Consider the following 12,660-nt stretch of genomic DNA (forward strand, 5'->3'; position numbering starts at 1 on the left):
CGACGTGATCCCGGATTCCCTCATCAAGCGATGTTTCCCGGCGTTCGTCGGCGGGATGATCCTAGTCGCCGCGTACCAGCAGGCGTCCGGGATCTCGTACCTGGTGGAAGAAGCGTGGCTGTCCGGGCTGCCGCCGGCGCGGCCGCAACCGCGGTCACAGCCGCGGCCCCTCCTGGACGACGGCGATCACACGACCAGCGCGGCAGCCATCGTGGCGCGGAACCCGTTCGACTCGGTGACAGGGCCCCTCACGCCGAAGCCCGCCAGCCAGGAGGAGGACGAGGCGTCCGCCGTGGGCGCCGATCCTCTGCTGGATCCGATCTGCGAGGGCGCGCGCGTCCTCTTGATCGCCGCCTCGGAGGATCCCTCCTGGTCCTTCGCCACGATCGCGGCCGGGCGAGGGGAGCCGCTCCTGCGCCGGGAGGGCGACGCGGTCGAGGGCCGCTCGGTCGTCGCGATCGGCTGGGATCGTGTCTGGCTCGCCGAGCCGGGGGCGCGGTGTCAGGTCCGCATCGGCGACAACCGGGGCGCGCCGCGCGCGACGCCCGCGCCACCGCCCGCGGCGCCGCGGCCGAAGCGCGGCGCGCTCCCGCGGGAGATCGCGTCGAAGATCCGGAAGGTGAGCGACCGCGAGTTCGTGGTCGACCGGACGGCGATCGATCTGGTCCTGGAGAAGCAGGGGGAGCTCATGCGCTCCGCGCGGATCGTGCCTGCGCGGGAGGGGGAGCGCGTGGTCGGCGTCCGCCTCGCCCGCGTCGCGCCCGACTCGCTGCTGACCGCGGTCGGCCTGCGCAAGGGGGACACGATCCGCTCGATCAACGGCTTCGACATGACCGATCCGCAGAGCGCGCTTCAAGCCTACGCCCGGCTGCGCTCGGCGAACAACCTCGCGATTTCCCTCCAGCGGGGGGGAAAGGACATGACGATCGATCTCCGGATCCAGTGAGGCGCGGCTCACGCGCTGCGCGGCGTGCCATCGATGAAGATGAACAGGAGATCTCCGAGTACCTGCTCACGGCGTCGCTCGCGAAGGAGCGAGGCGCGTCCCTCTCGAAGGCGGCGTGGTCCCAGGTCCACCAGATCATCTGGGGCGGCGGCGCCCTTCGGCTCGTGCTCACCATGACCCTGGGGCTGATCCCCCTGGCCGGCGCGGTGACGAACGCGATCACGGCGTTCGTTACAACCGAGTACCTCGGGCACTACGTGGACAGGGCCCTCGACAACCCGGACAAGCCGACTCCTGTCCTGTCGATCCAGGATATCCCGGACTCCATCACGTCCCGCTTCACCACGCGAGCGCGGTAGGCAAGCTCCCAGCCATCTGCACGCGCTGCACGTCCTCCTGCAGGAGCGCCACATGGCCCGGGCCGCCCAGCGCCTGGGCATCACGCAGTCGTCGATGAGCCACCGGCCTGATGATCGTCGCCAGCTCGGATCTCCTGATGAACGCGCCGATGCCCCTCGTGCACGCGGTGGCCGGGGTCCTGGGCCTGGTCGTCCGCGAGGCGCCGCTCGCCCTGCCGCCGCTCCCCTTCGCGCTGCTGTGGCATGAGCGCTTCCAGGCCGATCCCGCGCACCGCTGGGCACGCGAGCGGGTCGCCGCGGCGATGCGTCGTCGCCTCGGGCCCGACGACGCGGCGGGGCGCGCCGCCCCCCGGTCGCGCCGCGCTCGGTGACAGGTCCTGCCCGCGCCCATCGAGAGAGCGTGGCTAGGGAGTGGCTCGGCAGAGATCACTCGAGCGGCAGGCGACGATCCGGCCGAGGGTATCGAACGGATTGTTGCAGTCGTCGTTGCGGATCTCCTGCAAGCACTCGTTCAGCTCCTTGGAATCGATGCCGCCCGGGCACTCGGCGAAGTTGAGCTCGTCGCGCCACTCGGCACGGATCCTGGTGGCGCAGGCGTCCTTGCTCGCATACTCGCGGCCTTGGCCGACGTTGTTGCACCGCGCCTCGCGGTCGCACCGCGCCGCGACGATGCTATCGACCGCGCTCGCGACCGCCGTCCGCGCCTGGGCCTGGACGCCCTCCGGGGGGCGCGTCGTCCCGAGCGCCCTTTCTTCTCGATCACATGCCGTCGCGAGCAGGGTCGCCGCCGCCGCGAGGACCAGGCCCGCTACCGATGTCCCATGGTTCGTTCGCATCATCTCTTCCTCCCCAACCAGCCCGATCGCGCAGATCGGGCGCTGTCCAGCGCGCCGCGATCGCGCGATGGTGGTGCCTCTCGGCCGGAGCACATCCACCTCGATGGCGACATCCCGGATTGGACGGCGTCATCAGGCCGCGCGATCGCGATCCAGGCGGGCGCCAGCAGGGCACGCCGGCCGTGGCGAGCGCGTCACCTGCTACTGCGCCGCGGGCGGCTGGACGCCGAGCCGCTGCACGAGTTGCCCCATCGCCCTGGCCGCTTCGTCCTCTGCGAGCTGTCCGTCGTTGTTGGTGTCGGCCATGGCGAAGGCCACCTTGGCCGGCCCCTGGAGGGCTGCCTGGAACTCCTGCGACGTCAGGCGCCCGTTCCGGTCGCCGTCGGCTGCCTCGAACGCCGACCGGCCCAGCGCCCGCGCGCCCTCCCACGCCACGCCGCTGGCCTCGGCGCGCGAGAGGACCCCGTCGCGGTCCTGATCGGCCGCGCGGTACAGGTCCTCGACCGCGCCGCGGGCCGCGTCGCGCGCCTCGGCGATGGGGAGCGGCTTGCCGTAGTCGACGTCGAACAGCCGGGCCAGCGTCGCGAAGGGGCTCTTGCCGGTCGTCTTGCGCGCCTCCTGGAAGAGCGCGGCGGCCGCGGGGTTCTGGTCCATGAACTCCGCTCGCACCTTCCGGCCCTCCTCGGGCGTCACCACCGCGTCGCCGTTCTCGTCGGCGCGAAAGAAGAAGCCGCCGACCACGACGTTCGTCAGGCCGAGCGCTTCGTCCTTCGAGAGCGCCCGGTCCTCGTTCGAGTCCGCCAGCGCGATGAGGCGGGTCATGGTGGCCTCGATCTCGGCCTCGGGGCGGCAAGACAGCACGCCGCCAACCTCGACGTCGGCCGGAGGAGCCTGCCGCGCTGCGCTCTCCGGAGGCTCCTGCGCGCCGCGCTGCTGCTGTTGCGCCGGAGGTTCCTTCTGCAGGTTCTCCCCGAGGGCCTCTCCGCGCGGCTCATCGGTTCGACAGCCGGCGACGGCCACGATCAGAACCGTCCCCGACCAGAGCATCCGCGTGCTGGTTCTTCGCAACATGCCCCGACATCTTGCGATTGGCGTGCCTCTGCCGACGCCGAGCTCGGCCATCGCACGCCAGGGACACCGCGGAGCGCTTCGCCGGCAGGGATCGGCCGGCGCGAGACGCCGGGCCGGCAGCGCCGCCACAGGCTCGACACGCGCTGCCGCAGACGCCTCGGTGCCCGCAAGGGAACGCCGCGCCCGTCCAGCGACGGGCACGCCTGCAAGCGACGGTGCTCCCGGAGCGGCGCCGGGCACGGCCGAGCGCCGTCACCGTCATGCGCACTCGTGAGCTGGACTCGAGAGCCCGGGCGCACGCCCGCCGCACGCCCGCCGCACGTCAGGCTGGCACGAGCGCGCCCTCGGTGGCTTGACGTGCGACCCCGCCGGCGGAATAGGCGTGTGCAGAGGCGCAGCGGCGCGCCCGCGGAGCCGATATGGTGGAGCGGAGACCGGCTTCGGACGCCGACGGGCGCGGGCAGGCGCGATCGAGCGCCATCGCCGCGGTCGCGACCGTGGCGGTGATCGGGCTGCTCCTCTGGGTGCTCGGGGCCGTGTTCGAGGTGGTCTTCCTCGTCTTCGCGGCGCTCCTCCTGGCCATCGTTCTGCGCGGCATCGGGGACTGGCTGAGCCGCCATTCCCCTCTCTCGAGCGGCTGGGCGCTGGCCGTCACCGTCGCCGCGCTCGCCGCCGCCGTCACGGCGGGCGCCTGGCTCATCGCACCGTCGCTCGCCGCGCAGGTGGACGAGCTCGCGCAGCGCTTGCCCCAGGCGGCGCGCCGCGCGGCCGAGCACGCCGGGCGGTACGCCTGGGGCCGTGAGCTCGCCGAGCGCCTCTCGGACGTGCAGGTCCTCCCGCACGCGCGGCAGGCCCTCCTCGGCGCCACACGCCTGCTCTCGACCACGCTCGGCGCCCTTGCGGGCGCGGTGGTCGTCCTGTTCCTGGGCCTCTTCCTCGCGGCCGAGCCCGCGGCGTATCGCAAGGGCCTGCTCCGCCTCGTCCCCGTCGCGCGGCGGGCCCAGGCGTCGACGGTGCTCGATGACATGGGGCACCTCCTCCGCCGATGGCTGCTCGGGAGGCTGCTCTCCATGGCCATCGTGGGCGTCATGACGTGGATCGGCCTCGCGCTCCTCGGCATCCACCTGGCGCTGACGCTCGCGATCCTGGCGGCGGTGCTGACGTTCGTTCCTTACGTCGGACCGGTGCTCTCGGCCGTCCCCGCCGCGCTGCTCGGCCTGCTGCAAGGCCCGGCCCTGGCAGGCTACGTGATCGCGCTCTACCTGGGCATCCAGGTCGTCGAGAGCTACCTGATCACACCGCTCATCCAGCGGAGCACGGTGTCGCTGCCGCCGGGGCTCATCCTGGTGACGCAGGTGCTGATGGGCACGCTGACCGGCGGCCTCGGCGTCGTCCTCGCCACGCCGATCCTGGTCGTCCTCGTCGTGCTCGCGAAGCGGGTCTACGTCGAGGGCGTGCTGGGCGACACCACGGTGAGCCAGGGGGAGGATGCGCCGGTTCCGGGGCTCCCTGAGCAGCGGTAGGCCATGAGCGCCAGCGCCGCGCCTCCCGGCGAGAGCCCCTCTGCGTGGGCGCAGGCCGTCGACAAGGTGCATCACCTGGCCGCCGACCTGATCTCCTCGCTGCCCAGCATCGGGATCGCGCTCGCCGTGTTCGCGGCCTTCTACGTCGCCGGCAAGCTGCTCAGGACCACGATCCGGCGCATCGCGATGACGCGGCGCCGGAACCAGAACCTCGGGCTGGTCCTCGGACGGCTGACCCAGGGGGCGATGTTCATCCTCGGCGCCCTCGTCGGGTGCGTCATCGTCTTCCCGAACTTCACGCCGGCCTCGCTCCTCCAGTTCCTCGGCATCGGATCGGTCGCGATCGGCTTCGCGTTCCGCGACGTGCTCCAGAACTACCTCGCGGGCATCCTCCTCCTCTTGACCGAGCCGTTCCGCATCGGCGACCAGATCCGCTTCGGCAGCTACGAGGGCACGGTCGAGGAGATCCAGACCCGCGCGACGCTCCTCAAGACGTACGACGGCCGGCGCGTCGTGATCCCGAACTCGGAGCTGTTCACGAACTCGGTCGTGGTCAACACGGCATTCGAGGTGCGCAGGATCGAGTACGACGTGGGCATCGGCTACGGCGACGATGTCGAGCGCGCCAGGGCGCTCATCCTGGAGGCGCTCCGGAGCGTGGACGGCGTGCTCCCGGAGCCAGCGCCCGACGTGCTGGCCATGGAGCTCGCCGCGAGCTCGGTGAACCTGCGCGTCCGCTGGTGGATCAGGCCTCCCCGCCAGCACGACGCGCTCGACGCGCGCGATCGGGTGCTCGTCGCCATCAAGCGGGCGCTCACCGAGGGCGGCGTGGATCTGCCTTTCCCGACCACGCAGGTGCTCTTCCACGACCAGACCGAGGAGACCGACGGCGATCGCTCCCGCCAGCGCGAGGGGTGGCCCGCCGGCAAGGGCCCGGTGCCGCGGCCCCGCGGCGTGGCCCGGGCGCAGGAGCCGCGAGACGCGGCTCCGCCGGGCCGGGGAGAGCGCCGCGATACCGACGGGGGCGCGCCTTGACCAGCGTCTCCCGGTCGGCATTGGCTCACCCGTCCTCCTTGCCTTTCACCTCCTCCTCACGCTCGGGTTCGCTGCGCAGGTGCTGCACGGAAGGCCCGTACTCGTCGACCCGCGTGCCGGGCGCCCGCACGCCCCTCCGGTACGCCGCTCGCGCGAGGATGTGCGCGCCCACGGGCGCGGTCACGCCCACGAAGAACAGCACCAGCGCCGCCTTGGTCACGCTCGCGAGCTCCTGGAAGTGCAGCGCGAGCGCGGCGAGCAGGAACGCGAGCCCCAGCGTCGCAGCCTTGGTCGGCGCGTGGATGCGCGCATAAAAGTCCGGCAGGCGCAGGACGCCGAGCGACGCCACGAACATGAAGAACGTCCCCGCCACGGCGGCGGCGATCTCGAGCGCGCTAGCGAGCAAGGGAGCCCTCCAGGTAGGCGGCCAGCGAGATGGTGCCGATGAACCCGAACAGCGCGGTCACCAGCACCATGTCGATGAACGCGTCCGTGGCGAGCAGCATCGACGCCACGAGCGCCACGCCGACGACATTCATCAACAGGCAATCGAACGCGAGCAATCGATCGAAGTTCGTCGGCCCGCGCGCGACGCGGATCGTGCAGAGCCCGATGCCGGCGCCGAGCACGAAGAGCGAGGCGAAGAGGACGGCGGACCGCGGATCGACGCTTCCCATGTCATTCCTCCAGCGATGGCGGCAGCCCGCGGCCTGCGGCGCGCTGGATCAGACGGACGAACCGGCGCAGCCGGCCGCGCAGCTCCGCGGGATCGCGCGCGTAGAGCGAGTGGACGTAGAGCGCCTGCTCCTCCAGGCCCACGTCGACCGTCAGCGTGCCCGGGGTCAGGGAGATGAGGCTGGCGAGGAGGATCGTCTGCACGGGGCTCAGGGCGCGCACATCGAGGCGGACGAACGCCGGATGGAACACGGACCGCGGGCGGAGGATGTCGCGCGCGAGCGTGAGGTTCGAGAGGACGAGCTCCTTGACGAAGCTCCAGGCCAGGGCGAGCACGCCCGCCGCAGCGCGCGCGTAGAAGCTCCTGCCGAGCGCTCGCTCGGTGAGCGCAATCGCGCCGAAGCCGACGAGGAAGCCCACGACCAGGCGCCCCAGGGAGAACTCCACCTGGAGCAGGACCCAGACGATCGCGAGGAGCAGGTTCAACGCGAGGCGGTTCATCGGCTCATCGTCGCTGGACGAGGACCGCGTCCACGTACGGCGTCACCTCCAGGAGCGTGGTCGCCGTCCGCTCGAGGTGCGCGAAGAGCGGCGCCGCCGCGAGGCCCAGGATCACGGTCAGCGCGCCGAGGACGAGCGTCGCGCCCAGCATGCCCCGGTCGCCGCCGGCGCCGCGCGTGCGCAGGCCGGTGGGCTCCCCCCAGAAGACGGCCGTCCATATCTTGAGCATCGACGCGAGCGTGAGGAGGCCGACGACGAGCGATACCGTGGTGGCGACGACGGCTCCGGCCCGGAAGCCAGCGACGACGAGCAGCAGCTTGCCCCAGAACCCGCTGAGCGGGGGCAGTCCGGCCAGCGACATGGCAGGGACGAAGAAGCCCGCGGCCACCCACGGGTGCGCGCGCGCGAGCCCGCGGGCGTGGCCGAGCGCCCCCGGCCCTGCGATGCCCTCCACGACGCCTCCTGCGAAGACGAGCGCTGTCTTCGCGACCATGTTGTGGAGCGTGTGGAACAGCCCCGCTGCCACCGCGATCGGGGTGAACAGCGCTAGCCCGAAGATCATGTAGCCGACCTGGCTGACGATATGGAACGACAGGATGCCGCGCATCGTGCTTCGTCCGAGCGCCCCCACGACCCCGACGACCATCGTGACAGCGGCGATCACGAGGAGCGCCGAGCGGAGCCCGCCGGGCGCGGCGGCGCCCAGGAGCGGGACGGCGCGGAACAGCGTGTAGACGCCCACCTTGGTGAGGAGCCCGGCGAAGAGGCCGTTCACCACGGCCGACGCCTCCGGGTACGCGTCGGGCAGCCAGAAGAACACCGGCGCCAGGGCCGCCTTGACCATGAAGACGACGATCACCAGCGCCCCCGCGCCCCAGAAGGCGGACGGCAGGCCCCCCTCGCGGGTGCGCACCGCGAGCTCGGCCATGTTCACGGTGCCGGCCGTGCCGTAGACCGCGCCGACGCCGCCGAGGAGCACCGCGCTGGCGACGAGGTTGATCACCACGTACGCGAGCGCATGCCGTTGCGCTGCAGCCCGGGTGCCGAGCGCGAGCAGCGCGAAGGACGAGAGGAGCATGAGCTCGAAGAAGACGAACAGATTGAAGAGATCGCCGGTCACGAGGGAGCCGTTGACCCCTGCCATCATGAGCTGCTGGAGCGGATAGAAGCACCGCCGCTCGCGCGCGCCGCGCAGCGATCCGGGCGCGTAGGCGAGCGCGGCCAGGGCGATGATCGACGCGAACAGCAGCATCAGGGCGGAGAGCGCGTCCGCCACCCACACGATGCCGACGTGCGGGCGCCAGCCCCCGATGGGGAGCACGAAGATCGCGCCGCGGGCCGTCCGGGCGGTGAGCAAGAGAGCGGTCGTGAAGAGGAGGGCGCCGCTGGCGAGCGACAGCCACCGTTCCAGCCGCGGCCTCCCGGAGAACAGCGCCAGGAGCACCGCGGTGAACAGGGGCAGCAGCACCGGCACCACCACGATCGCGGCGTTCATGCGTCGTCCCCCCCGGACGGCTCATCGCTCCCCTTCCTCCGGTGGATGTCGACGGCCATCGCGAGCAGGAAGGCGGCCATCCCGAAGCCGATCACGATCGCCGTGAGGATGAACGCCTGCGCGAGCGGATCGGCCGTGGGGCGGGCGAGGGCGGCGGCCGGATCTTCCTCCGGGATCAGCGGCGGCGCCGCGCCCGCGGGCATCCCCGAGGCGGTCAGCACGAAGAGGTTCACGCCGTTGGACAGCAGGAAGAAGCCCATCGCCACGAGCTGCACGTCGCGGGACAGCATGAGATACAGACCCGCAGCGAGGAGCGCCCCGGCGGCGATCGCGGCGGCTCCGATCACGGCGGCGCCTCCGCGGAGAAGGCGTCGAGCACCTTGATCGCCGCGCCGACCACCGTGAGATAGACCCCGACGTCGAAGAGCAGCGTCGTCGAGAGGCGGAGCGCGGGAGCCTCGTCGGCGCCGATCGGCACGTGGTAATGGGTCAAGAAGCCCTGGCCGCGCGCGACGGCAGGCAGCCCCGACGCCGCGGCGATGAGCAGGCCTATCCAGGGCATCCGGCAAGCGAGCGGGTTGAGCGCGGCCCGCACGGTGCCCGCGCCGAAGGCCAGGGCCGCCAGGACGAACGCGATGGTCGTGACGAGCCCGGCGATGAAGCCGCCGCCCGGCGCGTCGTGCCCGCGGAGCAGCAGGAAGAGCGCGAAGACGACGATCAACGGGAGCACCCCTGTGGCGACGTAGCTCAGGAAGGGCGATCGCATGACCCGGCCCCCCCATGCCTGGACGCCTGAGCCGGCTCGCGCCGCGGGCGCAGCGCCGCCACGCCCAAGGCGGCGACGGCGAGCACGGTGATCTCGCCGAGCGTATCGGCGCCCCGGAAATCCACGAGGATGACGTTGACGACGTTTCTCCCGTGCGCCTCGGGGAGCGACAGCGCGAGCTGATCCGCTCCGGCAGGGGCGCTCGGAGGATGGACACCGGTGCTCCAGGCGAGGGTCGCCGCGAGGACCGCCACGGTGCCGGCCACGGCGGCGTGCGCGATGCGCACCCCTCGAGGCCGCGCGTCGGGAGCGAGCCTGGGGAGCCTGCGAAAGACGAGCAGGAGCAGGATGAGCGAGACCGTCTCGACCAGGACCTGCGTGAGCACGAGGTCGGGCGCGCGGAAGACGATGTAGAAGACCGCGACGCCGTACCCCGCGACCGCCATGGTCACGACCCTGGCGACACGGCTCGTCCCGAAGGGCGTCAGCGCGGCCCCGGCGACGATCATGAGCGCCGGGAGGCAGGCGACCCCGAGATCGGGGCCCCACGTCCCCGTGGCGCCGAGCCCATCCCCCAGGGCGACGGCGGAGCACGACGCCGCGGCGGCGAAGAGGAGCATCACCGCCAGGTAACGCGGCAGTCCCCCGGCCTGTACGGCTCGACCGGCCCAGCCCGAGAGGCGGAGGACGACCCCGGAGATGCGGTCGGAGAGGATCTGCGTCTCCGGCTCGCTGGGGGGCTTCGCGTGCAGCCTCCAGAGGAGATAACCGCCCGCCCCCAGCGCGATCGTGATCAAGCTGAGGGCGAAGAGGGCGTCCGCGTGGTGCCACACGGCCAGCCACCCCAGCCGCTCGGCTCCGGGCTCGAGCAGAGAACCCAGCCGCCCCGGAGCCACGCCGCCGAGCACCTGCGGGGCGAGCAGGAGGAGGGGGACGACGAGCAGCCATGGCGAGAGCTGGTGTCTCGGATGGCCGCGATCCTCGGGCGGAATGTCGGGGCCCCAGAACGAGCCGACGAAGAGCTTGAGCGCATAGGCGACCGCGAGGGCCCCGCCCACGACGGCCGCCACGACCGCGACCACGCCGGCCGGGGAGCGATCGGCGAGCAGCGCCTCGAAGAGGATCTCTTTGCTGATGAAGCCGAACACGAAGGGAAAGCCCGCCATGGCGGCGGCGCCGAACCCGATCAAGACCCCGGCGACCGGCTCGCGCCGGAACCAGTGCTCCCTCTTCAGCACCGAAAGATCGCGTGTCCCCGTCACCTTCTCCATCCAGCCGACGAGCAAGAACAGAGAGGACTTGTACAGCGCGTGGTTCGCGATAGTGAGCAGCTCACCGCGCGTCCCGGTCCTCGCATAGAGGCCGTAGAGCGCGGTCAGCACGCCGAGGTACGCCACCGTGCTGTACGCGAGGAGCTTCTTCAGGTCCCAGGCCCGGACGGCGTCCCATCCGGCAACGACGAACGTGGTGAGCCCCACCGTGACGAGGACAGGCTGCCAGACGGGGGACGCATGGAACACCGGGAACAGGCGGCCCATCAAGAAGACACCTCCCTTCACCATGGTGGCGGAGTGAAGATAGGCGCTGACGGGCGCGGGCGCGGCCATGGCGCCCGGGAGCCAGAAATGGAACGGGAACTGCGCCGATTTGGTGAACGCCCCCACGAGCAGGAGGATGAGCGCGGGGACATGCGCCGGGTTCGCCACGAGCTCGCCCGCGCGCGGGGCGAGCTCGGACAGGTTGTACGTGCCGGCCAGCTGCCCGAGCAACACCACGCCGGCGAGCATCGCGAGGCCCCCTGCGCCCGTGACCAGGAACGCGCGGACCGCGCCGCTCCGCGCCTCCGGATCGGTGAAGTCCATCCCGATGAGCAGCGCGGACGCGATGGTGGTCAGCTCCCAGAAGACGTAGAGGAGCACGAGCGAGTCCGAGAGGACGACCCCGATCATGGCCCCCATGAACGCGAGGAGCGTCGCCCAGTAGGCGGGTTTGCCCTTCGGTCCTAGGTAGGCGCGGCTGTACTGGACGACGCCGAGGCCCACGCCCGCGACGAGCAGCACGAAGAAGGCGCCGAGGCGGTCCAGGCGCAAATTCGCCGCGATCCCGACGGAGGGGAGCCACTCGACCGGGATCGTCGTCGATGCACCCCCGGACACCTCGGGCCAGCGCGGAAGCATGAGGAAGAGCACGAGCACAGGGGGGAGGAGCGCGACGCGTCCAGCCCACCGCGGCGAGAGAAACAGCACGAGCGCCGCACCCAGGAAGGGAATGGCGATCGTCGATGCGAGGGTCGGTAGCATGCGAGAACCCTTGTTGCCGAACGGGGCGCGTCCCCCCTGGCATGTGGCTACGCTCTGCCCTGCATGTTGCCATGGGCTCTCTGTCCTCCGCGCGCGCTCCGCGCAGACCATCGCGCCCGCGGGCGCCGGCGCCGCATGCGTCGAGCCGCGGGCTCGCTGCGCGAGATCGAGGCTTCTGCCGGCGCATACGTCGCGGGCACGCACACGGCGCTGCACGGCAGGCTCGGCTGAAGGATGGTGCGCCAGACCGGCGCTCGCAGCAGGCGACCTTGCGACGGATCGCGAGCGAGGATCAGGAGGTCGACCTGCTCTCGCCGGGCCAGGCGGAGCAGATCGGCGGCCGGATGGCGGGTGATGACCTCGAGGTGTGAGGTCGCCCCGTCGAGCGCGCGCGGTCCGACCGCGCTGCGAGCCCCGGCCAGGGGCCTGTCGCGGTAGGGATGCACGACGCCTCGGCTCGCCGCGGCAGACACGAACCGCGTCCAGAAGCTCACGAGGCCGAGCTCTCGGTGGAAGGTCGCGACGAGCGCTTCGAGCGGCCCCGCGCCGTCGAGCTCGGTGAGCCAGCCCAGAGCGGCTCGAGCAGAGTCGGCGGGGTCGAGCCCGACCAGGACGCGCAAGCAGCGCTCGCCTTGCAGCCAATCGACCAGGCGATCGGAGTCCTCGGCGACCAGCACCGGGACGGTCGAGCTCCGGAGTATTCTTTCGACGCCATCCCCGAACAGCCGCTCGAGCCGGTTCGCGGGGCGGCGCGAGATCACCATCAGGCGGGCTCGGCAGGCGCTCGCGATCTCGGCGAGCCAGGCGTGCCGGAACCCGGCGACGAGCCGCGCCTCGACCCGCGCTCCGAGCTGTCGCAGCGCGTCGGTCTGCCGCTCGAGCATCTCGCGCTCTGGATCGAGCAACGCGCCCTGTTCATGGCCGATAAGGAGCTCGGAGCCGAGCTCGTCGACGACGTGCACGAGATGGAGCTCCTCGCCGAGCCGCTGGGCGAGGGACGCAGCGGCCCGCCCAGCCTGCTGTGCGGCCGGAGAAAAGTCGGTGTCGCAGACGATTGGCATGGACCACCGTGGAGCAGCGAAAGGTGTGCCTGCCTGTGCGGCGTGCGACGATTGCGCGCTCGGTTGCTGGTCGAGCGACCGCGCAGCCGCCT

At 71.8% G+C, this 12,660-nt stretch carries 15 protein-coding genes and 1 pseudogene; 6 read left to right on the forward strand and 10 right to left on the reverse strand.

Annotated features, from left to right (window positions below; translation table 11 throughout):
- Positions 1–4: 4 nt before the first annotated feature.
- The 4 genes and pseudogenes from gspC to WMF22_RS17925 all read left to right on the forward strand — a co-directional run bounded on the left by gspC (position 5) and on the right by WMF22_RS17925 (position 1,676).
- Positions 5–946, forward strand: coding sequence for a type II secretion system protein GspC (gspC, locus tag WMF22_RS17910; RefSeq protein ID WP_437300270.1), 942 nt, complete (start codon positions 5–7; stop codon positions 944–946).
- On the forward strand, positions 943–1,305 hold the full coding sequence (locus tag WMF22_RS17915; RefSeq protein ID WP_438036490.1) for a hypothetical protein: 363 nt from the start codon (positions 943–945) through the stop codon (positions 1,303–1,305). Before gspC ends, WMF22_RS17915 begins: the two co-directional genes overlap by 4 nt.
- Positions 1,306–1,330: 25 nt before the next feature.
- Positions 1,331–1,399 (forward strand): annotated as a pseudogene (locus WMF22_RS17920) (hypothetical protein); the annotation flags it as partial.
- A gap of 16 nt (positions 1,400–1,415) precedes the next feature.
- On the forward strand, positions 1,416–1,676 hold the full coding sequence (locus tag WMF22_RS17925) for a hypothetical protein (protein ID WP_438036491.1): 261 nt from the start codon (positions 1,416–1,418) through the stop codon (positions 1,674–1,676).
- A gap of 33 nt (positions 1,677–1,709) precedes the next feature.
- Here the strand turns inward: WMF22_RS17925 and WMF22_RS17930 are convergent, their stop codons facing one another.
- Together WMF22_RS17930 and WMF22_RS17935 are read right to left on the reverse strand one after the other, a co-directional pair.
- Positions 1,710–2,144, reverse strand: coding sequence for a DUF6184 family natural product biosynthesis lipoprotein (locus WMF22_RS17930; RefSeq protein WP_438036492.1), 435 nt, complete (start codon positions 2,142–2,144; stop codon positions 1,710–1,712).
- 198 nt (positions 2,145–2,342) lie between these two features.
- Positions 2,343–3,212, reverse strand: a complete 870-nt coding sequence (locus WMF22_RS17935; RefSeq protein WP_438036493.1) for a hypothetical protein — start codon at positions 3,210–3,212, stop codon at positions 2,343–2,345.
- A 419-nt stretch (positions 3,213–3,631) separates the two neighbouring features.
- Here WMF22_RS17935 and WMF22_RS17940 point away from each other — a divergent pair, with 419 nt between their 5' ends.
- Positions 3,632–4,735 (forward strand): AI-2E family transporter, encoded by a 1,104-nt coding sequence (locus WMF22_RS17940; RefSeq protein ID WP_438036494.1) that lies wholly within the window; start codon positions 3,632–3,634, stop codon positions 4,733–4,735.
- A 3-nt stretch (positions 4,736–4,738) separates the two neighbouring features.
- Positions 4,739–5,770, forward strand: coding sequence for a mechanosensitive ion channel family protein (locus WMF22_RS17945; protein WP_438036495.1), 1,032 nt, complete (start codon positions 4,739–4,741; stop codon positions 5,768–5,770).
- Positions 5,771–5,795: 25 nt separating this feature from the next.
- On the opposite strand, the gene mnhG is transcribed toward WMF22_RS17945, so the two are convergent.
- The 8 genes from mnhG to WMF22_RS17985 are packed head-to-tail and all read right to left on the reverse strand — an operon-like array spanning position 5,796 to position 12,568.
- Positions 5,796–6,176 carry a monovalent cation/H(+) antiporter subunit G gene (mnhG, locus tag WMF22_RS17950; RefSeq protein WP_437300282.1) on the reverse strand — a complete coding sequence of 127 codons (381 nt, stop codon included), beginning with the start codon at positions 6,174–6,176 and terminating at the stop codon, positions 5,796–5,798.
- Complete coding sequence (locus WMF22_RS17955; protein WP_437300283.1) at positions 6,166–6,447, reverse strand: monovalent cation/H+ antiporter complex subunit F; 282 nt, start codon at positions 6,445–6,447, stop codon at positions 6,166–6,168. The genes mnhG and WMF22_RS17955 overlap by 11 nt, the downstream gene beginning before the upstream one ends.
- Position 6,448: 1 nt before the next feature.
- On the reverse strand, positions 6,449–6,946 hold the full coding sequence (locus WMF22_RS17960; protein WP_438036496.1) for a Na+/H+ antiporter subunit E: 498 nt from the start codon (positions 6,944–6,946) through the stop codon (positions 6,449–6,451).
- A 4-nt stretch (positions 6,947–6,950) separates the two neighbouring features.
- Entirely contained in the window at positions 6,951–8,441 is a 1,491-nt protein-coding gene (locus tag WMF22_RS17965) for a proton-conducting transporter transmembrane domain-containing protein (RefSeq protein ID WP_438036497.1), read from the reverse strand.
- Positions 8,438–8,788, reverse strand: coding sequence for a sodium:proton antiporter (locus tag WMF22_RS17970; protein ID WP_438036498.1), 351 nt, complete (start codon positions 8,786–8,788; stop codon positions 8,438–8,440). Before WMF22_RS17970 ends, WMF22_RS17965 begins: the two co-directional genes overlap by 4 nt.
- The gene (locus WMF22_RS17975; protein WP_437300287.1) at positions 8,785–9,207 is read right to left on the reverse strand and encodes an MnhB domain-containing protein; all 423 of its coding nucleotides are present in this window, start codon (positions 9,205–9,207) and stop codon (positions 8,785–8,787) included. Before WMF22_RS17975 ends, WMF22_RS17970 begins: the two co-directional genes overlap by 4 nt.
- Entirely contained in the window at positions 9,189–11,507 is a 2,319-nt protein-coding gene (gene mbhE, locus WMF22_RS17980) for a hydrogen gas-evolving membrane-bound hydrogenase subunit E (protein ID WP_438036499.1), read from the reverse strand. The genes WMF22_RS17975 and mbhE overlap by 19 nt, the downstream gene beginning before the upstream one ends.
- Before the next feature lie 47 nt (positions 11,508–11,554).
- Positions 11,555–12,568 carry a universal stress protein gene (locus tag WMF22_RS17985; protein ID WP_438036500.1) on the reverse strand — a complete coding sequence of 338 codons (1,014 nt, stop codon included), beginning with the start codon at positions 12,566–12,568 and terminating at the stop codon, positions 11,555–11,557.
- Between the last annotated feature and the right edge of the window lie 92 nt (positions 12,569–12,660).

Source organism: Sorangium sp. So ce204 (assembly GCF_051526795.1).
GTDB classification, from domain to species: Bacteria; Myxococcota_A; Polyangia; order Polyangiales; family Polyangiaceae; genus Sorangium; species Sorangium cellulosum_B.

Coding starts and splice junctions, on each gene's coding strand:
- WMF22_RS17935 (WP_438036493.1), bottom strand. CDS start 3,212: ATGTTGCGAAGAACCAGCACGCGGATGCTCTGGTCGGGGACGGTTCTG.
- WMF22_RS17945 (WP_438036495.1), top strand. CDS start 4,739: ATGAGCGCCAGCGCCGCGCCTCCCGGCGAGAGCCCCTCTGCGTGGGCG.
- WMF22_RS17965 (WP_438036497.1), bottom strand. CDS start 8,441: ATGAACGCCGCGATCGTGGTGGTGCCGGTGCTGCTGCCCCTGTTCACC.
- WMF22_RS17925 (WP_438036491.1), top strand. CDS start 1,416: ATGATCGTCGCCAGCTCGGATCTCCTGATGAACGCGCCGATGCCCCTC.
- WMF22_RS17975 (WP_437300287.1), bottom strand. CDS start 9,207: ATGCGATCGCCCTTCCTGAGCTACGTCGCCACAGGGGTGCTCCCGTTG.
- WMF22_RS17930 (WP_438036492.1), bottom strand. CDS start 2,144: ATGATGCGAACGAACCATGGGACATCGGTAGCGGGCCTGGTCCTCGCG.
- WMF22_RS17955 (WP_437300283.1), bottom strand. CDS start 6,447: ATGGGAAGCGTCGATCCGCGGTCCGCCGTCCTCTTCGCCTCGCTCTTC.
- mbhE (WP_438036499.1), bottom strand. CDS start 11,507: ATGCTACCGACCCTCGCATCGACGATCGCCATTCCCTTCCTGGGTGCG.
- WMF22_RS17960 (WP_438036496.1), bottom strand. CDS start 6,946: ATGAACCGCCTCGCGTTGAACCTGCTCCTCGCGATCGTCTGGGTCCTG.
- WMF22_RS17985 (WP_438036500.1), bottom strand. CDS start 12,568: ATGCCAATCGTCTGCGACACCGACTTTTCTCCGGCCGCACAGCAGGCT.
- WMF22_RS17940 (WP_438036494.1), top strand. CDS start 3,632: ATGGTGGAGCGGAGACCGGCTTCGGACGCCGACGGGCGCGGGCAGGCG.